At 53.0% G+C, this 22,979-nt stretch carries 23 protein-coding genes; 3 read left to right on the top strand and 20 right to left on the bottom strand.

The window, feature by feature from the left end:
• Positions 1–42: 42 nt before the first annotated feature.
• The 3 genes from NQ559_RS00115 (at position 43) to NQ559_RS00105 (ending at position 3,847) form a co-directional block, all read left to right on the top strand.
• A complete protein-coding gene (locus NQ559_RS00115; protein ID WP_244061852.1) occupies positions 43–1,053 on the top strand; it encodes a hypothetical protein in 1,011 nt (336 codons plus the stop codon).
• Between the two features lie 295 nt (positions 1,054–1,348).
• The gene (locus NQ559_RS00110) at positions 1,349–1,639 is read left to right on the top strand and encodes a hypothetical protein (RefSeq protein WP_018697168.1); all 291 of its coding nucleotides are present in this window, start codon (positions 1,349–1,351) and stop codon (positions 1,637–1,639) included.
• A gap of 975 nt (positions 1,640–2,614) precedes the next feature.
• Positions 2,615–3,847 carry an MFS transporter gene (locus tag NQ559_RS00105; protein ID WP_026318617.1) on the top strand — a complete coding sequence of 411 codons (1,233 nt, stop codon included), beginning with the start codon at positions 2,615–2,617 and terminating at the stop codon, positions 3,845–3,847.
• Between the two features lie 108 nt (positions 3,848–3,955).
• Here the strand turns inward: NQ559_RS00105 and NQ559_RS00100 are convergent, their stop codons facing one another.
• The 20 genes from NQ559_RS00100 to dnaA all read right to left on the bottom strand — a co-directional run bounded on the left by NQ559_RS00100 (position 3,956) and on the right by dnaA (position 22,979).
• Positions 3,956–4,726 (bottom strand): metal ABC transporter ATP-binding protein, encoded by a 771-nt coding sequence (locus tag NQ559_RS00100; RefSeq protein WP_018697172.1) that lies wholly within the window; start codon positions 4,724–4,726, stop codon positions 3,956–3,958.
• On the bottom strand, positions 4,723–5,574 hold the full coding sequence (locus NQ559_RS00095) for a metal ABC transporter solute-binding protein, Zn/Mn family (RefSeq protein ID WP_018697173.1): 852 nt from the start codon (positions 5,572–5,574) through the stop codon (positions 4,723–4,725). Before NQ559_RS00095 ends, NQ559_RS00100 begins: the two co-directional genes overlap by 4 nt.
• Positions 5,567–6,364 (bottom strand): CPBP family intramembrane glutamic endopeptidase, encoded by a 798-nt coding sequence (locus NQ559_RS00090; RefSeq protein ID WP_026318618.1) that lies wholly within the window; start codon positions 6,362–6,364, stop codon positions 5,567–5,569. Before NQ559_RS00090 ends, NQ559_RS00095 begins: the two co-directional genes overlap by 8 nt.
• Positions 6,365–7,520: 1,156 nt before the next feature.
• Positions 7,521–8,615 (bottom strand): hypothetical protein, encoded by a 1,095-nt coding sequence (locus NQ559_RS00085; RefSeq protein ID WP_018697176.1) that lies wholly within the window; start codon positions 8,613–8,615, stop codon positions 7,521–7,523.
• A gap of 6 nt (positions 8,616–8,621) precedes the next feature.
• Complete coding sequence (locus tag NQ559_RS00080) at positions 8,622–8,969, bottom strand: hypothetical protein (RefSeq protein ID WP_154654071.1); 348 nt, start codon at positions 8,967–8,969, stop codon at positions 8,622–8,624.
• Between the two features lie 2 nt (positions 8,970–8,971).
• Positions 8,972–10,783: a major capsid protein gene (locus tag NQ559_RS00075; RefSeq protein WP_154654072.1), complete on the bottom strand. Its 1,812-nt coding sequence runs from the start codon at positions 10,781–10,783 to the stop codon at positions 8,972–8,974.
• The gene (locus NQ559_RS00070; protein ID WP_154654073.1) at positions 10,774–11,697 is read right to left on the bottom strand and encodes a rolling circle replication-associated protein; all 924 of its coding nucleotides are present in this window, start codon (positions 11,695–11,697) and stop codon (positions 10,774–10,776) included. Before NQ559_RS00070 ends, NQ559_RS00075 begins: the two co-directional genes overlap by 10 nt.
• 935 nt (positions 11,698–12,632) lie before the next feature.
• Positions 12,633–13,115 (bottom strand): helix-turn-helix domain-containing protein, encoded by a 483-nt coding sequence (locus tag NQ559_RS00065; RefSeq protein ID WP_018697183.1) that lies wholly within the window; start codon positions 13,113–13,115, stop codon positions 12,633–12,635.
• Between the two features lie 659 nt (positions 13,116–13,774).
• Positions 13,775–14,161 (bottom strand): HIT family protein, encoded by a 387-nt coding sequence (locus tag NQ559_RS00060; protein WP_018697184.1) that lies wholly within the window; start codon positions 14,159–14,161, stop codon positions 13,775–13,777.
• A gap of 67 nt (positions 14,162–14,228) precedes the next feature.
• Complete coding sequence (locus NQ559_RS00055; protein WP_018697185.1) at positions 14,229–14,477, bottom strand: hypothetical protein; 249 nt, start codon at positions 14,475–14,477, stop codon at positions 14,229–14,231.
• Positions 14,478–14,499: 22 nt separating this feature from the next.
• Complete coding sequence (locus NQ559_RS00050; RefSeq protein ID WP_018697186.1) at positions 14,500–14,688, bottom strand: hypothetical protein; 189 nt, start codon at positions 14,686–14,688, stop codon at positions 14,500–14,502.
• A 1-nt stretch (position 14,689) separates the two neighbouring features.
• Positions 14,690–16,906: a RelA/SpoT family protein gene (locus tag NQ559_RS00045; RefSeq protein ID WP_018697187.1), complete on the bottom strand. Its 2,217-nt coding sequence runs from the start codon at positions 16,904–16,906 to the stop codon at positions 14,690–14,692.
• Positions 16,907–16,909: 3 nt separating this feature from the next.
• Complete coding sequence (gene recA / locus NQ559_RS00040) at positions 16,910–17,923, bottom strand: recombinase RecA (RefSeq protein WP_018697188.1); 1,014 nt, start codon at positions 17,921–17,923, stop codon at positions 16,910–16,912.
• Positions 17,924–17,953: 30 nt separating this feature from the next.
• The gene (locus tag NQ559_RS00035; RefSeq protein WP_018697189.1) at positions 17,954–18,529 is read right to left on the bottom strand and encodes a hypothetical protein; all 576 of its coding nucleotides are present in this window, start codon (positions 18,527–18,529) and stop codon (positions 17,954–17,956) included.
• Positions 18,530–18,552: 23 nt separating this feature from the next.
• Positions 18,553–19,014 carry a thioredoxin-dependent thiol peroxidase gene (bcp, locus tag NQ559_RS00030; RefSeq protein WP_018697190.1) on the bottom strand — a complete coding sequence of 154 codons (462 nt, stop codon included), beginning with the start codon at positions 19,012–19,014 and terminating at the stop codon, positions 18,553–18,555.
• 175 nt (positions 19,015–19,189) lie between these two features.
• Positions 19,190–19,402 (bottom strand): hypothetical protein, encoded by a 213-nt coding sequence (locus NQ559_RS00025; RefSeq protein WP_018697191.1) that lies wholly within the window; start codon positions 19,400–19,402, stop codon positions 19,190–19,192.
• Between the two features lie 122 nt (positions 19,403–19,524).
• A complete protein-coding gene (locus NQ559_RS00020; RefSeq protein WP_018697192.1) occupies positions 19,525–20,052 on the bottom strand; it encodes a cupin domain-containing protein in 528 nt (175 codons plus the stop codon).
• 43 nt (positions 20,053–20,095) lie between these two features.
• A complete protein-coding gene (locus tag NQ559_RS00015) occupies positions 20,096–20,995 on the bottom strand; it encodes a helix-turn-helix transcriptional regulator (protein WP_018697193.1) in 900 nt (299 codons plus the stop codon).
• Between the two features lie 20 nt (positions 20,996–21,015).
• Positions 21,016–21,456 (bottom strand): DUF3795 domain-containing protein, encoded by a 441-nt coding sequence (locus tag NQ559_RS00010; protein WP_230322115.1) that lies wholly within the window; start codon positions 21,454–21,456, stop codon positions 21,016–21,018.
• Positions 21,457–21,566: 110 nt separating this feature from the next.
• Positions 21,567–22,979 carry a chromosomal replication initiator protein DnaA gene (gene dnaA / locus NQ559_RS00005; RefSeq protein ID WP_018697195.1) on the bottom strand — a complete coding sequence of 471 codons (1,413 nt, stop codon included), beginning with the start codon at positions 22,977–22,979 and terminating at the stop codon, positions 21,567–21,569.

Genomic DNA, 22,979 nt, shown 5'->3' with positions numbered 1-22,979 from the left:
CTTGCGAATAGGGTGGCATGAATTAACCAACACCATTATTGCGTGAAAACAATCTTTACAACATTCGCTCTATCCCTTGCGTTGTGTGCCGCTGCCGGAGCGACGGCCCGGGCCGGGAGCGCGGTGCCGGCGCCTGCGGCCGACACCGTGATGCTGTCGGAGGCCACCGACGGCGATTACATCGTCCGCAGGTTCCTTGTGAAGCGTCAGGGCGACACGGATTATTCGATCCGTTACCAGATCAACCTGGCCAGCCTTTCCGCGGCGCTCGACGGCAATTCGCGCGAACTCGACGGGCTGAACGCCTTTGTGGACAACCTCATGCGCGATACGCTGATGAATGTCAAATCGGTCGAAATCACGGGCTATTCTTCGCCCGACGGGCCCCGGGCGTTCAACGAGACCCTCGCTCGGAACCGTGCCCGGGATTTCAAGAGTTACGTTGACAAGAAGTATGGTTTTTCGAAGAAGTACGACGTCACGCTGAATTCCGTCGCCGAGGATTGGGAGATGTGCCGTGCGCTGGTCGCCCAGTCGCCCGTACCCGACAAACAGGCCGTGCTCGGGATCCTCGACGGGAAACAGTCGTCCGATGCCAAGGAACTGGCACTGAAAAAGATACCTGCGGCCTGGGAGTATATGATAAAGCATATCCTGCCGCCGCTTCGCCGCGTCGAACTGACAATCAATTACGGTGCGGGCAGCATTGTCGAGCAGCGCACGATGATCCCCAAGCCCAAAATCGCACCCCGGCCTGCCGAGCAGGCCTGTGAGCCGTGCGGATGCGAGGTTGTCGACGAGTCGATAACGGGTATCATCGTCGAGATGCCCGGGGATACCGATTACCGGAAAGACCTTCGCGAAGCCCGGCGCGAGGCGGGGAAAGCTTTGAAGGAGGCCGGCCACTATTCGAAGAAGGAACTCCGTGAAGCCCGACGCATCGCCCGCGAACAGGAACGTGCCGCGCGCAAGATCGCCAGGCAGGAGGCACAGGCCGCCAAGGCTGCCGCCAAAGCCGGCAAAAAAACCTATCGGGAACTCGAAAGGATGTAGCCCGGTATCCGCCGATAAAAAGGATTCCCTTCTTTAGGGAATCCTTTTTTCGTAGGTGCGCATCGGCGGCGGGTGCAATCTATGCCGATGCCGATGCCGATGCGGCTCCGCTGCCAGCCGCAGTGGTTTTTCTCCGGTTTCTGATGATCCGATCTCGGGAGTCCCGGTTGGTCTTTTATCCGAACCGCTGCAAATGATAATAAAAGTTTTTAATAATTGTCCCCGCCCGATAAACCTTTGGTAATCCAAAGCTTTTTCGTACCTTTGTCCAGGAAATTTTTAAATACACGATAATATGGCAAATTTAAGGTACCTGAAAAAGGAGATCGACTATCGTCTGGAAGAGGTGGTTTTCGACTGCGATATGGCAATTTGTTTCCAGCCTTCGAAAGAGACGGAGATTTTCGAGGTGATGCAGGAGGCCGTGGCTATCCGCAACGACCTTTTCACCAAGGCGAACAATCCCGCCGAGCCGCATAACCCTTCGCTTGTCCGCAAGCACTATGCTGCGCTGCGTGCCGAGATGGTCGGTGAGTTCGAAAAACTCTTCGAGAAGCTCAGCAAGATCAACGAGGCGAAAAAGTAAAGCCTGTTCGTTCCGAATACGGGCGGTTCTGCATGGCGGAACCGCTTTTTTTGCCTTCATCCGACATTGGAAGTTCTCTCGTCAGCTTTCCCGGCTATTTTCCCCCGGGCAGTCCTCCCGGCACTCTTTCCCGCCTGTTTTCTTGGCGATCTCCTTGGCGGTTGCCTGAGAAACTTTCCGGCAGTCCTTTGGGCAGTCTTCCCGTCTGTTTTTCCCCTGACTGTCCTCCCGACACTCTTTCCCGCTTCCTCGTCTTCCACGCTTTCTCGTTACTCATCCTGCCATTTCTTTCCGAAACATTTTCCCGATCTTTTTCCCCGGCTTACTTTCTTTTTTTATTCATATCCTCCGGGTTTTTCCTTTCGTTGGTTTGTATTTCTCTCAGCTTCTTTTCCCGCTTATCCCTTTTCCGTCTTGCCTGCCCCCCCCCTCTTCTGTAACCTTGCCCATTTGACGCTACTCGCTCCATCTCTCGCTCATTCCGCCATTTTCCCTGCTATTCTCCCCGTTGTATTTTCCTGTGCCGCTTCTGACCCACCCTTATCCTTTTCCCGTTATTCTCCCTCGCCTCCTCGCGCGTTCCCTTTTCATGCCGGTTCCATGCTGCATCTGTTTTCTTCCGTCTGCGATTTCCCGTCTTCCGTCCATCCCCGGTTCCTGTCTTCCAAGCTCCCCGAACGATTTCCCGAGCCGCTCATCCCTGTTATCCGCGGTGCAATCCAAACTGAAATCTAACACCCCGGTTTATGTATTGCTTTTATTATTATGTTTTATTTTCTTATTTTTGCTTTTTTATGAAAAATAAGTATATTTGTTAGGTTGTAAAAAGAAAATTAATATTTCGTTTATTGTTCCTTTGTCTCTTCGATGTGCCGCGGCTATTTTCATCCGGAGCTTACCGGAAAGGGTAGGGCGCAACGGCGATGACGCCGGAATATCGACGAAACCCCAGACCAGCGTAAACCCATACTTACTATGAACCGGACAATTTTTGACAAGATCGGCTTGCCCAGACCTCTTGCCTGGGCGTATTTGGGAATTCTTATTTTCATGATGGGCGATGGCATCGAACAGGGGTGGCTGAGCCCGTACCTCATCGGCCGGGGATTGTCCCTGGAGCAATCCGCCGGGCTTTTCACCATGTACGGCGTGACCATCGCCATTTCTGCGTGGTTCTCGGGCGTCCTGGCCGAGGCGTACGGCGTCAAACGGACGATGTTCGCCGGGCTCGTGCTCTACCTGCTGGGCACCTGCGGCTTCGTCGGTTTGTCACTGCCCGGGCTGCATTACCCGCTGATGCTCGTGACCTATGCCCTGCGCGGGTTCGGTTATCCGCTGTTCGCCTACTCTTTTCTGGTCTGGATCGCCTATGCCGCCCCCAAAGACGGCCTCGGAAAGGCTGTCGGCTGGTTCTGGTTCGTATTTACGGGAGGGCTGAACGTCCTCGGGGCCTATTATTCCAGTTGGGCCATCGAGCGCATCGGCAATATCAATACGCTGTGGACATCCGTATTCTGGGCTTTGCTGGGGGCGTTTTTCGCCTTGGTGATGAACAAGTCGCAGAAGCGGCTTGCCGTTGCGGGCGGTACCCGTGAGAAGATGAAGGAGTTGCTGAAGGGTATCACCATCATGAAGGAGGAACCGAAGGTGCTCCTGGGCGGCATCGTCCGTGTAATCAACACCACGGCGCAATTCGCTTTTCCCGTTTTCCTTCCGATGTATATGGCCGATTATGGGTTCACGACGACCGAGTGGCTCCGGATCTGGGGCACGATTTTCACGGCCAACATCGTCTTCAATCTCATTTTCGGCTTCGTCGGCGACAAAGTGGGGTGGCGCAACACCATTATCTGGTTCGGCGGCGTGGGCTGCGGCATCACCACGCTGCTGTTCTATTATTCGCCGCAGTTTTCGGCGGGCAATTTCTGGGTGGTGATGGCTGCCGGCGTGCTCTGGGGCGCCCTGCTTGCCGGATATGTCCCGCTGTCGGCCCTGATGCCCTCGCTTGTCAAAAAGGATAAGGGGGCAGCCGTTTCCGTGCTGAACCTCGGTGCGGGGCTTCCGGTTTTCGTCGGCCCCGCCATCGTCGGGGTGTTCTACCGGCTGGTCGGCGGCGAGGGCGTCGTGTGGATTTTGGCCGGACTTTACCTTTTCGGGGCTTTCCTGACGAAATTCATCACCCTGCCCGGGAATGCGAAGACCGTGTAACCGGTCTGCGGCGGGTACATTTGGGCGGCGGCTGGCGGAGCCGGTCAGGCGGCCTTGCCGGCATCGCGCCCCAGCCGCAGGCAGGCGTGTGCGCTGTCCCGCCCCGGATCAGTCGTGGTCGCAGCAGCAGTCGCCCGGATGGTGCTCCAGCACGGTGTGCGGGATATGCCCGTGGGATACGATCTGAATAGGGCAGTCGTAATTGCGCAGCTGCTCCTCGGTGATGACGTTCGAATGGTGGCGGTGCACGCGGCGGTTCACGCAGACGATCTCCTTCACCACGCTGGTGATCGTGCCGATGTCGTGCGATACCATGACGATCGCCATCCGGCCGTTCAGTTCGCGCAGCGTCCGGTAAAGCTCGTTTTCGAATTTGTTGTCCACGAAATTCGCAGGCTCGTCCAGTATCAGCAGCTTCGGGTCTGAAATCACCGCCCTGCACAGCAGCGCCCGCTGCATCTGCCCGCCCGAAACCTCGCCGATGGGGCTGCGTGCCGTCTCCCCGATCCCCGATGTTTCGAGCAGCCCGAGGGCTTTCGCCCGGTCTTCCTTCGTGTACCGGGAAACGAAGCCCCGGTGTCCTTGCAGCCCCGACAATACCACCTCCAGCACCGAGATCGGGAATGTCCGGTCGAAATTGCTGATCTGGGGCATATATCCGATCAGCCGCTCCTTGCCGCGGAACAACTCCGGGGCGAGCACGACCTCGCCGGTGTGGGGTACCGTGCCGAGGATCGCTTTCACGAGGGTCGTTTTCCCGCCTCCGTTGGGGCCTATTATTCCCAGGAAATCATCCTGTGCGATCGTGAGGTCGACATTTTTCAGCGCCTCGTACCCGTCGTACGCTACGCCGACGTGGTGTAATGTCACCAGGTTCATCTCTGTGTGATTATGCCGGTTATCTCCTCGATGTTTGCGATCACGTCCTCACGCAGCGGGTCTACCTCCACATACTGGGCGTCGATGTCGCGGGCAATGACCTCCACGGCCGATGCCGGGAACTGGCTTTGGTAGAGGATGCGCCGCACGCCGTCTTCGCGTGCCTGCCGGATGATCTGCGTCAGTTGTTTTGCCGACGGTTCCTTCCCGTCGGCTTCGATGGCAATCTGCCGCAACCCGTAGTCCCGGGCGTAGTAGGTGAGGGCGGGGTGGTAGATGATGAAATATTCCACGTCGCTTGCGGCGATCCGTGCCGCCGTCCGTTCGTCCAGTGCCTTCAGTTCCTGTTGCAGCAGCCTGTAATTCGTTTCGTACTTTACCGAGTCGGGATAGGCTTTCCGGATCGCCTCATAGGCGTTTTCCGCCATCTTCTGCAGTGCCCGGGGCGATGTCCAGACATGCGGGTCGATGCCGTGCGTATGCGTATGGCCGTGGCTCCCGTGCGAGCAGGTACCGGCGATCAGTTCGATGCCGCGGCTGAGGTTGACGACCTTCTCCTGGTCTTCGACCTTTGCCAACAGCGTGTTTTCGAAGTCGATAAGCCCGACATTGAAGACCATGCGGGCTTTGTTCAGGCCGACGAACTGTCGGGGTGTCGGCTCGAAGGTTTCGGGGCTCGCTCCCGGCGGTACGAGTACCTCGATGTCGAAATCGTCGCCGACGATTCCCTGTACGAGGCTCCGGAGCGGCAGGATCGAGACGTACAGCGGCTCGCCGTCCGTCTGGCGGCGAGATGTGCAGCCGCCGCACACGATGGCTATGAGTAGGGCGATGTAGATTTTACGCATCTTGTATCTTATTGGTAATTAATGTATTGATCTGTATTCGGTAGGGTAGTCCCTGTTTCCTCTTGTATGCAACAGTCAGGCCGATTGCCAGAATTATGGTGCAGAGCCGCAACGCGTTGGCCCCTATGTCGCCGACGGCGCCGCTCGTACTTACGCGGAACACTATCCAGGGTAGGTTCATCAGAGTGTGCAGCCAGATTACGCTCCAGAGGTTGTAGTTCCATTCGACATAGAGCCAGCTGAAAAAAATGCTGCCCAGTGCCGTAACCCCGAAGGCCGTCAGTGCCGATACCGGGTCGTGCCCTTGGTAGAGATGCAACGATCCGAATGCCAGTGCCGCCAGTAGTGCCGCGGGCAGAAACCCCCAGCGGGCGTACCTGAAGAGCTGTCCGAAGACGAATCCCCTGTATACCAGCTCTTCGAACATCCCGGCAATGAATATCCATGTAAATGCTTCGTCGGCAGAGAGTTCCCGGTCGAACTCGCCGATGACGGCATACCCGGTGATCATCGGCAGCGTCGCCGTTACGGCGAAGAGCAGCCCTGTGCCGAAACCGTGCGACAGGCCCATCGACGAGGCGATGTCCCGGCGTGCGTGCAGCAGGAACAATGCCCCGGTCGGAATAAGCCCCGCCAACAGGTAATTCAGTATATAATGGAGCGTCCGCGAACTGCCGATGCTGTCTTCGAACGGCCGTACGGCAATATTGAAATACCACAGCGCGAAAAAAAGCATGAAAGCCCCGAGGATAATTGCAGAACGTTTTATACAGCAGTCATTTCCAGCCATTCGTTTCGTTTTTACAGTACAAAAATACGAAAAAAACACGGAAATGACATATGATTGTCGTATGCCGTATTTCTATTTAGTTAAGATATTGGTATATAGTCGGATAGAAATTATGCTTCCGTTTCTCCGGCGTGCTTGTGCGCATATATCCTGCAAGGGGTTTGGAACACGACCGAAGCGTAGCTTGATTCCTGCGCAGGCGATATTTGAAACGCCGGGATCGCTATTACGTTGCAGAGCCGGTAACCCGTTAACGGTGCACGTTTCCACCTTCATAGAGGCGACTCAGGGTTTGTGGCGTAATGCTATATGCCGTTTCAGGGGGATACGCATTTCGGCGATTGTGCCGTTATGTGGTTTTAATTGAATTAATATTGATATTCCTATAAATTCATTTAAAAATGTTAAAAAAAACTTGCAACGTTGCACGAGCGATCCGCCATGAAGGCGCATAGTTTACAAATGCAACACGCAGAAATACGACATCTTACACAAGAAAAATACACTACCTATAACGAAAGTGGAGAATCTGGAGGGGAGTAGGGGCCGAACCTTGCATCTGAGCTACTTAACGTCTCGCACACGCGCGCGCATAGTGCGCACACGCGTACGGCCTGCAGACAATCTCATCTGCGGAGCCCCCTAACTCCCCTCCAGACCTCCCCATCACCCGACAGTGTGCTTCGCACAAATATATTATTGAATAATACTCTGCAGAGCAGGGGAGTAAAACCGATGTGGAACCGCGGCAAATATGCCGTTTCCACATCTGGCATATATTGGCGAGAGAAGAGGCCTTTTACGCAACCATTGCGCACGCCGAAGACGGTACTTCGGCGGCGAGAACTGTCTTACGGCTGCATCGTAGAAAAGTAGTCAACATGCAAACAGAGTATGACTGCAATAGCAAACCATAACGAACTAAACGCCTTCAGACGGGGTATTTTACCAGCTTCGCTGGTGAGTTTGAGACAACAAAACAAACAAAACAAAAATCCCGATCTCAAAGGGATCGGGATTAAAATTCAATGGCGATTCAAATAACGAATAATCGCGCGGAGGAGCAAACCAAACGGCAAGATCAAAAAGAGAAGCAACACTATAATCTCGCCAACACCGATATTGCCAATAAACAGCACCATACGCAAATATAACACTATTTCGAATAATTCGAAATAGCTTTTATAAGAGCAAAACGCAACTCATCCGCTTTACCCTGAGGGCCACCAGGCAAAATAGCTTCGGTCTTACGAACATAACGATCAACAATCCCCCAAAGAGAATTAGCAGAACGAGTATTAGTAAGAGCCTCAATAAGTTCATTGTACTCTCGACCCGCACGAGCCTCAGAAAGACCAGCCGAAGCAAGAGCAGCACGCGCCTGCTCCTCGGTAAGCTTAATCCTACCAGAACGCAAAGCATCCTCAGTTTCACGCTGAGCATCCATAAGAGCAGCCGAAGAAGTAGCCGTACCAGCTTGAGCCTGATTAAGAGCGGTCTGACTCTGAACATTCTCACGATTAGCATCCTTCATAAAATCAAGATACAAGCGGTCAGCATCCGACTTAGCGGCAGAAGCCAAAGAATTCTTGGCCTGAGCCCAAATAGATTCGATCCGGGCGTTCCGCTCAGCCAAATCAGAAAGAGCCTGTGCCTCAGCAAACTGAGATTCAACCTCAGCAACCGTAGCCTTAAACTGCTTAGAAAGAGCATCAGATTCAGCAGCAGCCTTAGTAAAGGCAAAGAGCGAATTCTCCTGCTGGGCCTTGACAGCCTCGGCCTGGGTCTTGGCGGTATTAGCATCAGTGAGTTGAATATTCGCCTCAGCCTGACGCGCCGAAAGAACCTGCTGAACACCCGAAGCAAAAGCAGGAGAGAGAGGAGACATGGCATTGCCACCGGGCTGAGTGAACGGCTGAGAAGAAGGAGAAGAACCAGAATAAGAACCGGGATCAACACCCATAGCCTGAACACCGGACTCATCAGCAAAAGGAGACATACCAGCCTTCATACGAGCGATACGCTGAGCAGAAGGGGAGTTATATTTATTCCAATACTCCTGGTTCTGCTTAGCTTCAAGCTCCGAAAGATACTTAGAATACTCCTTTTGAAAGGCGCGCTGGCGTTTATTTTCAGCAACAGAATACCGAACAGCACGGCGATTCATCTTTCCGGCAGAAATGGCGGAAACGCCCGCGCTACCAAGCGCGGCCGCTCCACCAATAATAGCAGATGTTACAAGGGCTGACATAACGAACTACTTTTTAAGTTCCTCATCAGGAGTAACACCAAGATCATCCTCATGCTTCTTACGCTCACGCTCAGAAACAACTTCGACAATCTTTTCGAGACGCTCGAACTTATCGAGCGAAAAATCCGTCGACGGATCAACCTGCGTCGTAGAATCCTCGTCATAATACTCACCCGAATTACGCTGAACAGGATCACAAGGATAAACACCAGTCTCCCAATATTCCTGCAAACCCTGACGAAGAGACTTAACACCATGGATAAGGCAATCCTCAGAACAAGAATGAACTACAACAGACTCGACCAAATCCATACGACGCGGAAGATCGGAATAAGAAAAACAATGCTCTTTCATAATCAAAGAGTGTTAGGAACGTTAACCTTCGACTTCTCACGATAAACAGAAATTTCAGCCGAATTATCCAGCACGAAATTCTGAGCGTTAGGATCAGTATCGGCAAAGACATAATTGTACATTGCCGGGAGGATATACGGAACAAAATCCGTCGAAACATAGGTATTCTTAAGCCAAGCGTTAAACGTCTCGACATCAAGAGTATCGACCTCATTGCCCAACTCCTCAAGAAAAACAGAAGCGTCTTGAGCGTCATTCGAACTATACAAAACAGTACCGTAACGACGCTGGAAAGCCCAATAATCAAGGTCATTACATAAACGACCATGAGGCTTGGAAACACCAGTCATAAGTTCAGCCCAAGCAGGCTGATAGCCAACCGCAATACCTTCAGCGGCACTCAACTTATCAACCGCAACAGTTCGAAGTTCACCAGTACCCATATGATTCAGAACATGGGAATAAGAACCCGAACCGGTATTGAAATAAGCATTACCCAAAAGGGTAGGAACCGTAAGCGGCTGCATCTGGATATTATCCAAAGCAGGCGCATAACGCTGACCGAGATTCGTCTGAAGCAGGGTAGGATTCAAGTAGTTCGGGTACATAACCGTAGGAACAACCGAAGTGATCTCCATGAAGTAACCAGACTCATTAAAATGGAACGTACGACGCTTGAAAGAATCACCACCGGACATCTGACCTGAGAACGAACCAAGAGGCGAAGAAGCATTACCAGCACCCGTAGTCTGATAAAGAACGTTACTACCAAGGCGACAAGTGTCCGAACCAAGGAAAATAGGAACAGTAGCAGATAACTTCGGATCGACATCAAACTCGGATTTGATGAAATCAGAACCACGACTACCGCCACCGAATGCAAGATCACGGAACCGCTGAAGATGCGAAGCCGTCGAAATGGAACGAACCGAAACCGAATTCGAAGTCACATCAACCACAGTATTGGAAGTATTGAAACCCGAGGTTTTCAACCATGATTCCAAGTAATAATCCGGGAAAGCCCGCTGAAAAATCGAAGCACGAGAGCACAACCAAGACCAAGTACCAAGACTGTAACGACCAACACCTGGCTTCTCAACAGCACCAACAGCCACATCCCACTGATTAGAATCAGAGGTAGGACGAATAGTCTTCAACGTCAACAAAAAATCCTCAAGAGTACTCCAATCAATGGTATACTGACCAGCATCCGAAGATGCAACACCAGTATTCAAATAACGATAAAGATTCGTAGGAATCTTATCCCATTGCTGATTAAGATAATAGGAGTAGACAATATCGAGGTAACCAGCCACAGGCGTCATGTCCAAAACAAGACCAACAGGACAAGAACCCGGGCAGATACCAAGATAATCAGCCAAAGAACCGGGCGCAACAAAGTCCTTAACCGAAGAAGAATCACCACCTGAAAGGTCTTTAAATTCAAAACCTTTCTGATCGGGGTGCGCAGAATCGATGTTGATATAATTATCAGCATCAACCAACAAAGACGGATAATAAACCTCATGCGGAGCATCGGTAACACCCGAAAAATTCATGGCAAGCTCAACGTTGTAAAGGCGATCCGGAATAAAAAAATATTCCTTCTTGATAGAAACGCCACCAATCAGGGGCGCCAAGAGAGGCATTGCCTGCAAATAGGTTGAAGGCTGGTAAGAAAAACCATCACCCGCAACAACACGAGTAATATTGGTCGGCATAAGAGCACCATAAGAAGTAGTCGTCGGATTCTTACAACTCAGATTCAACCGAGATTTAGAATTTCGCCGACGCGAAAGAAACATCATGCCCATAGCAAAGATTGATAAATTAATTCTTTTTGTCTGAAAGTTCTGTTTTTAAACTTCGTGTTCACAAGATCACGAAGAAGGAGAGGGATATAACTATCGTTCCGACATTTTATCTGAGCCTTGTTAAAACACTTGGTACGATAATAACGAGGGATACGATAGGAATGGTTGTTAATCAAAATAGAAAACCACGACTTCATATTCTGCATCATATAGGAAGCAAGTTCCTTGAGTTCGGAATCTGAAAGACGGCCGAAACCATGCGAAACATACAAACGACCATTAAGCTTTTTCAAATCCTCAGAAACAGAACCATAATGAACCGGATCGTCCTTGGTAATATATTTCATCACATAACGAACGCCTGCCATAGATCGAAGAGGATCAACCCAAGCAAGGCCATATTGCAACCAATGATAACGAACAGTCCACCAAGGCAACGGACAACCAAACATGATAGCATGAAAATGAAGGCGATGAGAAGAGGGTATACCACGCTGCTTAGCACGCTTACCGTCTGCCACCTCAGAAACAAACAAAAACGGAAAACGTATTTTACGATGACGATAACGCTTAGTAACGGGGTCTTTGTATCGCAAAGACTTATCTTTACGAAGCCGATCTATAAATCGGCGAATAGCCTTGTAGGGCTCCTTACAGTACTCCTCATAAAGTTCTGGCTTTAAAGTAAAAGTGCAAAAATAAGTGTTCGACAAGTCAAAACCTCTGCGTTTCATAATGTTATAAGCACGAACAAACCACTCTTGGCGACGCTTTTTCAAACAATCAGGACAATGACCACAAGGAACACGAAGAAAATAATCCTCTTCACCGCTAAAAACTCGTAGGTTAAAATGTTGAGCCTTAGCAATTTTCTTGTAATGAGGGTTTATAACACGTAAAGGTTTTTGACACATAGGATAAAAAGTTAAAGATGAGAACCACCAATAGGAATATTTCTGATCTTAGGACGAGGCCTACCTTTTCGACCGCCGCGACGACGCTTGTCGTGAGAAGACGGGGAAACTCGTGAAAGCGGCACGCCGATCATCATAAGAGCCAAACAAACGCCTGAAGATTCCCTCTTTGGTAAGTTCGATGTAGATAAGGGTGTTATTTGTTCCAAGCAATTCCGATTCAACATGATAAAAGAAACTGAATTGATAGAACTTGAGAGAATCGAGGGTAGAACGGAGTGAATCCGGAGCGGGGAAATCAAATACGAACTGATAGATACCCCGGAACTCCGAGAAAGAAATACAGTCCCGGAAGAGCAAACAGACGACATCGTAGGGCGATGCCATGATGAAAGACCGATCTGGTTCGATAGCCATGCTGAATAGTTTTTGTGTTTAATGACTTGTTCATACCTTACGGTGTCATGATGAACACCTTCGCGCTGGAGTTTCAGATACCCAGTGCACGACGCGGTAAAAAACGCCGTTAGAGCTGCAACAATAGCGGCAACCAACGTCCAAAACTTTTTAGACGTTAGAAGGGCTTTTAATTTTTCCATACGAAACGAGATTTGAAGTGAAAAATAATTGATAAAAGAGGCTTAAATACGTCAAAGAACCCATAATTCTGAGGTGACATGATTACAGACGTAAATAACCATCTCACCGCAAATATATGAATTAATATTAATATTATGTTAAATTATTGGGTGGTAGCCCGATTGTCTCGAGAGGAATTACTTTCTCACCTATTTAATAAGTAAATACCGCGGATAATCCTGGTAAGCACCAACACGCCCGCTTCGAAGCGGAAACCGGGTCTGTCCGAATTTTATCTTCCCGATTTTATCTTTCTGAGAATCGAATATTCCGGGCATCTGCCCGCATGGATTATTTTAACGCTTTGCTGATGGCGTATAGCTTTCGAAGGTCTGGTCATCATAGAGCACGATGACCCGTTTGACATTCGCTTTGCCGAACAACGCCTGCGGGAACTGCGCCGCAGATCCGTCATGTCCGTCGGCCGCTTTGTCCTGCATTCGTTTTTCATCCGCCGGAAGTCCGCCCGGCTGTGCTGGCGCGAAAAGGTCGTTGCCGGAACCGAGGGGCACCGTTTGCACTGCCGTTGTCCGGGAGTCCGGGCGGGCAGACGAGGCTGCCGGATATTCATCCCGATACATTTTGTCGGAATCGAGCAACAGCCAATCCGGGTTGATCCGGGGAAACCTCCTGAGAATCTTTTGCAGCAAATCGAAGCCCGGTTTGTTGCGTCCGGCGAGAATGTGGGATATTCCGGCGGGATTGATCTCGAGCTGCTCTGCAAGCTGGCTCGGCTTCAATCCTTCGTTTTTCATCAAATCGAGCAATTTTTCCCTCATCAGCGTAATTTTTTACAAATATAAAGTTTTTTCTTTTGTAAAGCAAGTGAAATCTACATTTGTAAAATGTTAATAATTGTTGATAATGTTTACATCTGTAAAAGAAATAATATCGTTAAATTCGCCCGGATATATTATTCTGTATTTTTAGTTTATGTAAATATATTTATATTATTGGTTATTAGTGTGTTATATATCATATTTTTCCCTGTGAGGCTACTTTGCATAACTGTTCTGTATCTACTCTGACGGTATTTAACTTAATCTGAATATAAATCGTATAATTCATTGGTGTTTAATGAATATGTATTTAGTTGTTTAACAATTTAACTCATGTACTTTGCATTGCGGACAGGCTTTGTCTGCACTCCCCTACTGTTTTTACAAAAATATAAATCAACAGGAATTACAGTCGAAGTTGATTTACATTTGTAATTACAATTGGAAAATACCCTCCCTTTTGATATTTATATTTGTAAATACACTACCCTTTTTCAATAAAAAATTCGATTTTCCCCGGTATTCCCGGTAACAGCAAGTGCTTTTTCGACAAACTCCTGCTCTCCGCAAATATTATGTTAAATAAAAAGAATGCGGATAGTGTTAATAACCCACTATCCGCTTATAATATAAGTAATTATATTTTTGTAAACAGCTCCTTATCCGAAGAGTTTTGCTGCAATTTCCCGGAACTCTTCCGGCGTCAATTTGAGCTTTTCGCGGTGGAAATCCACGTCGTTTTCGCTCTGTATGGGGATCAGATGGATGTGTGCATGCGGTACTTCGAGCCCTAAAACGACCATTGCGACCCTCTTGCAGGCTATTTCCTGCTTTATTTTGGCCGCGACCCTTTTGGCGAAGAGCATCATGCCGGCCAATGTCTTGTCGTCGAGGTCGAAAATGTAGTCCACTTCCATTTTGGGTACCACCAGCGTGTGCCCTTTGGTCAGCGGATTGATGTCGAGGAATGCGTAATAGTTTTCGTCTTCGGCGACCTTATACGAAGGGATCTCGCCGGCAATGATGCGTGTAAAGATGGATGACATAACTTCGTTTTTTTAGATTTCCGTTTTTTGCGTTCTTTCTGTCGTTTTTTGGGGAGGTTCCTTCATGCTAAAACAGCTTTTTCCCGGCCAGGAGCCGCCTGAGGTTGACGATGCCGAGCAGTATGTTGGCATAACCGGCGAGCAGTGCCACGGCGGTCGTCCAGCCGAATGTGTCCGTTCCCGTACATAACAGTACGACCCATGCTCCTGCCAGGAGGCTCCAGGCGCCGAGCAGCCAGTATTGCAGCTTCAGCTTCCGCCTCAATTTTTCGGGGGCGTAAACGCTCGCCCGCCATTTTGTCTCCTCGGGTGTCATGGGCAACTCCTCTTTCCGGCCGTTATTCGTCGAATTTCGGCTTGAGTATCTCCGAATAGATGACGGCCCTGCGCAGGTCGAAATCCTCGGCTATTTCGGCTGAAACATCCTCCTGCGCGTCGTCATACGCAGCGTGGGGATGCTCCGCGGCTGCCAGACGGTCTTTTGGCGCGTTGCCGCGCCCGCTTAGGACGGTCGAGAAGTTTTCCATATCAGCTCAGGGTTCGTTTGACACTTTCAATACCTTTTATCTTGCGCAGTTTGTCCATCACGTCGTGCAGGCCCTCCGCATCCTTCACATAGAGGCTTATGCTGCCCTCGAAGATGCCGTCGTGGCTGTGGATGCTGACCTCGCGGATGTTGATGCTGAAATCGCCGCTCACGACCTTCGCCAGGTCGAGCAGGATGCCCATGCGGTCGATGCCCCGCAGCTCGATGGTGACCAGGTACGACATGGCCTTGTGCTGCGACCATTTGATTTCGTCCTTGACGATGTTCTTGCCGAATTGCGCTGCGAGCCTGTCCAGCTCGTCGCAGTTGGCTTTGTGTACGATGATGTTGCCCGTCGCCGGGTCGCGGTACCCCACGACCTTGTCTCCGGGGATCGGCTTGCAGCATTCGGCGATTTTGAACTGGGGTTCTGCCGCCGGTTCCTTTTCCGGGGCGGTTTCGCCCGGGGCGGCCGTGTCGTCGCCGTCTTCCTCCTCCTTTTTGTTGATGAACAGCGTCCAGAATTTGAGGATTTTGCTTTTGGAGTTGACCTTCAGGACTTTTTCGAGGTTGTCGAGGTTGACGATCCCCGCCCCGATCTTGCTGTACAGTTCCTCCTTGTTGTTACTCTCGTAAATGGGTACTATTTTGCGCAGGACGCGGCCGCTGAGCTTGATATTGAGCGACTTCATCTTTTCGTCGAGCATGTGCATACCCCGCTCGATGTTGTTCTGCCGCTCGCGTTTGAGGAAGCTCTTGATCGACTGCTTGGCTTTGGCCGTAGTCACGATCTCCAGCCATTCGGGCTTAGGACGCGCATTGTCGGCCGTGATGATCTCGATCTGGTCGCCACTGTTGATCTGCGTGGTGATCGGTTCGAGCTTGTGGTTGATCTTGGCGCTGATGGCGCTGTTTCCGATCTTCGAGTGGATGTCGTATGCGAAATCGAGCGCCGTGGCGCCGAACGGCATTTTCCGGGCCTCTCCCTTGGGTGTAAACACCACTATTTCCGAGGTATACAGCGATAACTTGAAGTTGTCCAGGAAGTCTACTGCGTTCTCCGTGGGGCTGTTCAGCGCCGAGCGGATCTGTTTGAGCCACTTGTCGAATTCGTCCTCGTCCTGCGAGATGGTCGCATGCTTGTATTTCCAGTGCGCGGCGAATCCCCTTTCGGCGATGTCCTCCATGCGCTGGGTGCGGATCTGCACCTCGACCCATACGCCGTCGGGCCCCATCACGGTCGAATGCAGCGCCTCGTAGCCGTTGGCCTTGGGCATCGAGATCCAGTCGCGCAGCCGGTCGGGTTTCGGGGTGTAGATGTCCGTGATGGTGGAGTATACCTGCCAGCATTGGGTCTTTTCCGAGGGGAACGGCAGCGGCTTGAACACGATGCGGATGGCAAACAGGTCGTATATCTCCTCGAAGGGGATCTGTTTGCGCTGCATCTTGCTCCATATCGAGTAGACGCTCTTCACCCGCCCCGAGATTTCGTAGTTGATGTTGTCGCGGTTGAGCCCCGCGATGATCGGGGCGTTGAACTTGCTGATGAACTCCTGGCGCGACGCCTCGGTTTCATTGAGCTTCTGTGTGATCTCGGCGTATTGCTGCGGGAACCGGTACTTCATGCAGAGGTCTTCCAGTTCGCTTTTGATCGAATAAAGCCCCAGCCGGTATGCCAGCGGTGCGAAGAGGTAGATCGTTTCGCCCGTGATCTTGATCTGTTTGTTCATCGGCATCGCTCCCAGCGTGCGCATGTTGTGCAGGCGGTCGGCGATCTTGATGAGGATGACCCGCACGTCGTCCGAGAGGGTCAGCAACACCTTGCGGAAATATTCGGCCTGTTCCGAGGTTTCGGCGTTGAACACGCCCGACATCTTGGTCAGCCCGTCGACCATCGAGGCGATTTTCGGCCCGAAGATGCGTTCCATGTCTTCCACGGTGTATTCCGTGTCCTCCACGACGTCGTGCAGCAATGCCGCCACGACCGATTTCACGCCCAGTCCGATCTCCTCGATGACGATCTTGGCTACTGCAATAGGATGCAGAAGGTATGGCTCGCCGGAGCGGCGCCTTACCCCCTGATGTGCCTCCTTGGCCAGGAAAAATGCCCTTTTTATGAAATTCCAGTCCTCGTCGTTCTTACATATCTTGGTGCACGAGAGGAGCAGGTCGTCCCACTTTTCCTTGATTATAACTTCATCCTCGGCAGTATAATCCATACCTTATTGTTTAGGTGCCTTCATGGCCTCGCGTACCTTGGCCTCGATTTCGTTGCGGAGCCCGTCGTCGTTTTTCAGCAGCTCCTTCACGGCGTCGCGTCCCTGGCCGATCTTGCGGTCGCCGTACGAGAACCACGAGCCGGCTTTCTTGACCACGCCGTAGTCGACGCCCAGGTCGACGATCTCGCCGATCTTCGAGATACCCTCGCCGAACATGATGTCGAATTCCGCACGTTTGAACGGGGGCGCCACCTTGTTCTTCACGACCTTCACCTTGGTGCGTGTTCCCAACTGTTCCTCGCCGTCCTTGATGACCGACATGCGGCGGATGTCGATGCGCACGCTGGCGTAGAATTTCAGAGCATTGCCGCCCGTCGTGGTCTCGGGATTACCGTAGACGACACCGATTTTGTCGCGCAACTGGTTGATGAAGATGCAGACCGTCTTGGTCTTCGAGATGCTCGACGTCAGCTTGCGCAGCGCCTGCGACATCAGGCGGGCCTGGAGGCCCATCTTCGAGTCGCCCATCTCGCCTTCGATCTCGGCCTTGGGGGTCAGTGCCGCCACCGAGTCGATGACGATGATGTCGATCGCGCTCGACCGGATCAGCGAATCGGCGATTTCGAGCGCCTGCTCGCCGTTGTCGGGCTGCGATATGAGCAGGTTGTCGACGTCCACGCCCAGTTTCTGTGCGTAGAAGCTGTCGAAAGCGTGCTCGGCGTCGATGAACGCCGCGATGCCCCCTGCTTTCTGCGCCTCGGCGATGGCGTGGATCGCCAGGGTCGTCTTACCCGACGACTCGGGGCCGTAGATCTCCACGACGCGGCCTTTGGGATAGCCGCCCACACCCAACGCCATGTCGAGCGTGATCGAACCCGTCGGGATGACCGGTACGTCGTTCACCTCCTGCGAGTTCATGCGCATGATCGAGCCCTTGCCGAAGTCCTTTTCTATTTTTTCCATTACTGCGTTAAGCACTTTGAGCTTATCCGCATTTACCTGTACTTTTTCTGCCATTTTTGTGTAGTTCCTTGTTATTTGAATTTTTTATCGTCTTTGTTGCCGCATCCTGTCCAGGGCTTTCATCTGGTCGGTGCGCTTGTCGGCTTTCGTGCCGCGCGGCATCGGGAAGCTGATTATCCGGGCGTCCAGCAACCGATCCTGGAAAGGGCTCCAGTTGTTGACCGACGTGTTGCCTATTCCCCAGAGCCCGGTTCGCCTGTTCAGGTCGTGCGGGTATTTCTGCCGGGATCGGATCAGGGACTCCTCCTGTTGCGCAGCCCGTTCTTGCATGGCGCGGTGGAGTTTGCGGCGTGCGCGCAGGTAGGGGTTCACCTCCTCCTGCAGCCACTGGAGCCCGAACTCTTCCGGGGGAAGCATCTGCAGCGAGCTTGCGGCAGCATGCGCCTTGGCCGAAAACTCGGCCGGAAGTTCTGTCGCGGGCACGCCCGGGAGGCCTGTTGCGAATTGCGCCGGCTGTTTCCGCCCCGGCTCCGCCGCGGATTCCCGTGCGGGGCTTTGCGCAAGCTCATGCCCGAGTGCTGCCGGCCGCCCTTGTGCCGGAAGCTGCAAGGTGCCCAAGAGGCTGCCTGCCGCAAGTAGTATGCCCGCAAAGAATTTCATGCCTGTCGTCGGTTGGTGCCGTCCTATTTGTAAGCGTCCAGGATTTGCCGGTAGTGGTTTGCGGTGTCGACCTTGGTGAATACCTTTTCGATCCGCCCCTCGGCGTCGATGACGAACGTCGTGCGCAGTACGCCCATGTATTTGCGGCCGTACATCGACTTTTCGGCCCAGACCCCGTAAGCTTCGCAGACGCTGTGGTCGGTGTCGGCGAGCAGCGTGAAATTCAGGTCGTGCTTGGCACAGAAGTTCCGGTGCGATTTTTCGCTGTCGGGGCTTACGCCGATGATCCGGAATCCCATGCGGGCGAGTTCTGCCCTGCCGTCGCGCAGGCTCTTGGCTTCGAGCGTGCACCCCGAGGTGTTGTCCTTGGGGTAGAAATAGAGTATCGTGCGTTGTCCCTTCAGGTCGGCCAGCGTCAGCGCCGCACCGTCCTGGGTCGTGGACTTGAAATCCGGGGCCATATCCCCCGCCTGTAACTGTGTCATACGTTTCCGAAAAAAAGGTTCGTTTTCGCAAAAATAGTGCAGACCCTGCGCTGTGCCCCGTTTCCGGGGCAAGGCCCGGGCAGTGCCTATTTTGGGTAAAGATAGGAATTTTCCGCGGATTTTCACCCTTCCGGGCCTACTTTTTTGTTGCTCTGCCGCGTACGCCGCGCGCCGTTCAATCCCACATGTAGGTCACCTCGATCTGTTCGTTGAACTCTTCCTGCGTGGTGTTGAGTTTCTTGTGGCACGCCGGGCAGCGGATCGCCGTTTCGGTTTCGACATATTCGCCGCATCCCACGCACACCGGCAGTACGCCGTAGCCCGGTTGCATGTGGTGCTCGAACTGCGCTCCGCAGTGCCTGCACCTGATTTTGTAAGCTGTTCCCATAATCGTTTTCTTTTAGGTTCACGGTACAAAGGAACGGCTCTGTAGTGACAACTTGTGACACAGAATTAAAAAAACGCATGTTTCACCAAAAAACATGCGTTTTTTTGCCGGAATCCCCGGGGTCAGTGGGCGTGTTCGGCCTCCATGGCTTCCTGCTGGGTCTTGTGTACCGTGCCGTGGGGGTGCTCCGCCGGGGCGTAGATCGAATAGAGTTTCAGCGGCTTGTCGCCTTTGTTGACGATGTTGTGCCACTTCCCGGCCGGGACGAAGATCGCATAGTCGTCCTCCACGTCGCGTACGAAGTCGAGCTTGTCCTGGCTGTCGCCCATCAGCACCTGCGCCATACCCTCCTCGATGCGCAGGAACTGGTCGATGCCCATGTGCTGCTCCAACCCTACGTCCCCGCCTACGGGAATCGTCATCAGCGTGACTTGCAGGTTGTTGCCCGTCCATAGCACCGTTCTGAAGTCCTCGTTCCCGAGCGTGTAGCTTTCGATGTTCAGGACGGTCGGTTCCGCCCCGTAATCCTGCAGTACGACGGCCGCTGCTGTCGGCAGCGTCCCTGTCGTTTCGGGTGCCTGGCGGCAGCAGGAACCTGCCGCTAATGCCATACAGAGCATTCCCAGCGTTGTGATCGTGTTTATTTTCATGATGTTCGATGTTTTGTGTGTAATACAAATATAACAAAAAAACTTATTGCAACTTGTTTGCCGCGATATAATCGCGGAGATAGGTGGTCAGTTCCGGCGAGTCGACGATGCGGATGTCGTCCAGCAGCCCGACGGCGAAGCGTCCTACCCCGGCGAACCCGGCTACCTGCGTGTCGAGCAGCCAGCGGCCCTTGCCCGCTGGCCGGACGTCGCGTTCGGCCAGCGGGTATTCCTCGCACAACAGGTTGTAAGCCAGCAGTCCCAGCTCCAGCTGCACCCGGTGGCGTGCGCCGCCGTGCATGCGGAAAACGTCGATGAAACCTTCGCGGTGCTCCGCTTCGTGCTTCCATGCCTCCCCGGTAAGCTCCACCGACCCGATGCGCGAGGTTTTGAATAGCTTGCATGCCCCGGCCTCCGGATCGTAGCACCACACCTGTACGTAGTTGGTCGTAAAGGCGAAGGGCTCCACGCGGCGATCGCGGACTTCCCCGCCGTGCGGCGACTGGTAGCTGTGCAGTACGGCCTGCTGTTGCCGGTCGATGGCCTCGATGAGCGTCCGGATGTTCGGGGCGTTCTTGCCGCGCACGACCGTGTCGGCCAGCGTCTTGTTGTCGTAAACCGAGTAGAGCTTGCGTTTGAGATTCTGTTTCAGCAGGTTCGTGTCGTCGATGTTTTCGATGGCGCTCTTGAGGATCACGGCCTCTTCTTCGGTGAAATGCACGAGCTGCGAGATGTCGCGGAAGTGCGGCGATTCCTTGTCGAGGCGGATGCAGTCGCCCGCCTTTTTGATGACGAAGCCCGCCTCGCGGAAGGTGTCTATGTAGCGGTAGATGGTGCGGCGCGACATCTGGAGCCGTTCGGCCAGCTGGTCGACGTTGTAGGTGGTGTTCGCCGTGAGCAGCTTCATCAGCCGCAGCAGGCGTTCGAGTTTGGGTTGGTCCATGTATTGCGTATTCAATGATTTCAAAGCTGTTCCTCCCGGGATTGCCGGTGCGTATGGTCTGCTCCGCAGGCGGCGCAGCGTCCCGTGTGGACGCAGAACGTGCCGCCGCACGACGGACAGCTCCATTTTGTCCGTTCGCGATCCAGGAATGCCGTCATTCCCTCTTTGCGGATGAACGCCAAGTTCTCCATCGGCGATTCGCTCAGCGGATAATCGTTCGTATACCGGTTTTCCCGCTCCATCGTTTCTGTGCAGGGGTATTGCGGACATTCATCGCAGAAACCGCCGGGTAGCGTTTTGCGGATCGTGCAGGTTGCGATCTTACACTGCGAAGAACAGAATTCCGGTTTCGTGTCGTCGGGGCCCCAACATCCGGTGCAGGGGCTCTCTTCCCGCAGGGCCCCGATGCAAACGCTGCAATCGAGGCCGCACGGGGCGATCATTTTTGCGTGATAATCCATTCCATTCCTGTTTTAAAGGCCGAGACGACTGCCGCCGGCCTTGTAATATACGAAAAAAGTCGTGACGGATAATGTCACGACCTCCTGTTTGTCGATACGGTGTGTTTACCCTAATGCGCAAGTACTTTCTTTTCGATCTCCTCGACCTGCCGGCGGAACGCCTTGTCGGTTTCGATCAGGTTCGATACGGCCTTGCACGAGTGGAGCACCGTGGCGTGGTTGCGGCCTCCGATGGCGGCCCCGATGGTCGTGAGCGGCGCCTTGGTGTGCTGTTTGGCGAGGTACATGGCGATCTGCCGTGCCTGGGCGATCTCGCGCGTCCGCTCCGTGGAGTTGAAGCGTGCGAAATCGAGGTTCAGGTATTCGCACACCACTTCGATGATGTGGTCGAGCGTGATCTCCTTCTGGTAGAGCTGCACGTAGACCTTCAGGATCTCCTTGGCCAGCGACGTGGTGATCTTGCGCCCGAGGAACGAGGCGTTGGCCACCAGCGACGAGAGCGCCCCCTCGATCTCACGCACGTTGGCCGAGATGTTGTCCGCCAGGTAGGCCACCACGTCGTCCGAAATCTGCGCCCCGAACTTCTGCGCCTTTACGCGGATGATCTTGAGCTTCGTGTCGTAGTCGGGCGTGTTGAGCTGTGCCGACAATCCCCACTTGAAGCGCGTCAGCAGGCGCTGTTCGATGTCTTTCAGCTCCACGGGCGGCTTGTCCGAGGTGAGAATCAGCTGTTTGCCCGCCAGTTGCAGATGGTTGAAGATGTTGAAGAACGCATTCTGCGTGCCCGTCTTCCCGGTCAGTTCCTGGATGTCGTCGATGATCAGTACGTCGATCATCTGGTAGAAATGGATGAAATCGGGGATTTCGCCGTTCTTGTACGCGGTCTGGAACTGCGCCTGGAATTTGTTCATCGAGACATACAGCACCTGCAACTCGGGATGGCGCTGGCGTACCTCGTGGCCGATGGCCTGTACGATGTGCGTCTTGCCCAGTCCCGAATCCCCATATATATATAGGGGGTTGAAGGGGTTGTTGCCCGGGTTTACGGCGACGGACATGCCCGCCGAACGTGCCAGGCGGTTGCATTCGCCCTCGATGAAGGTCGCGAACGTGAGCCCCGGATTCAGCTGCGGGTCTATGATTATCTTCTTGAGCCCCGGAATTACGAAGGGATTCTTTATATTTGCGGTGTTGGTCTGCGTGTTGAAACGCGAGATGGCCGTGGTGTCGGCATCGGCGGTAACGGGTACGGCCGGGGGTGTCGAACGCGGCACGGCATAGTGCAGCCGGGTCTGCTGTCCGTAGAGCTGCGAGATGATCGGGCGCAGGAACGGGATGTAGTTCTTTTCGATCTGGTGTACGTAGCTCTCGTTGGGAACACGCAGGCGCAGGTTGGTGCCGTCGAATTCGAGCGGTACGATCGGCTGGAACCACTTCACGAACTCCTCTTCGGAGGTCTGTGCCTTGATTCGGTCAAGGCAGTTCTGCCACATATCGCTATATGTCTGCGTGTTGTTTAACAT

The organism is Alistipes onderdonkii, from assembly GCF_025145285.1.
Classification (GTDB): domain Bacteria; phylum Bacteroidota; class Bacteroidia; order Bacteroidales; family Rikenellaceae; genus Alistipes; species Alistipes onderdonkii.
Note: the sequence above shows the minus strand (reverse complement) of the source record. Positions and strands in the feature narration are given on the sequence as shown.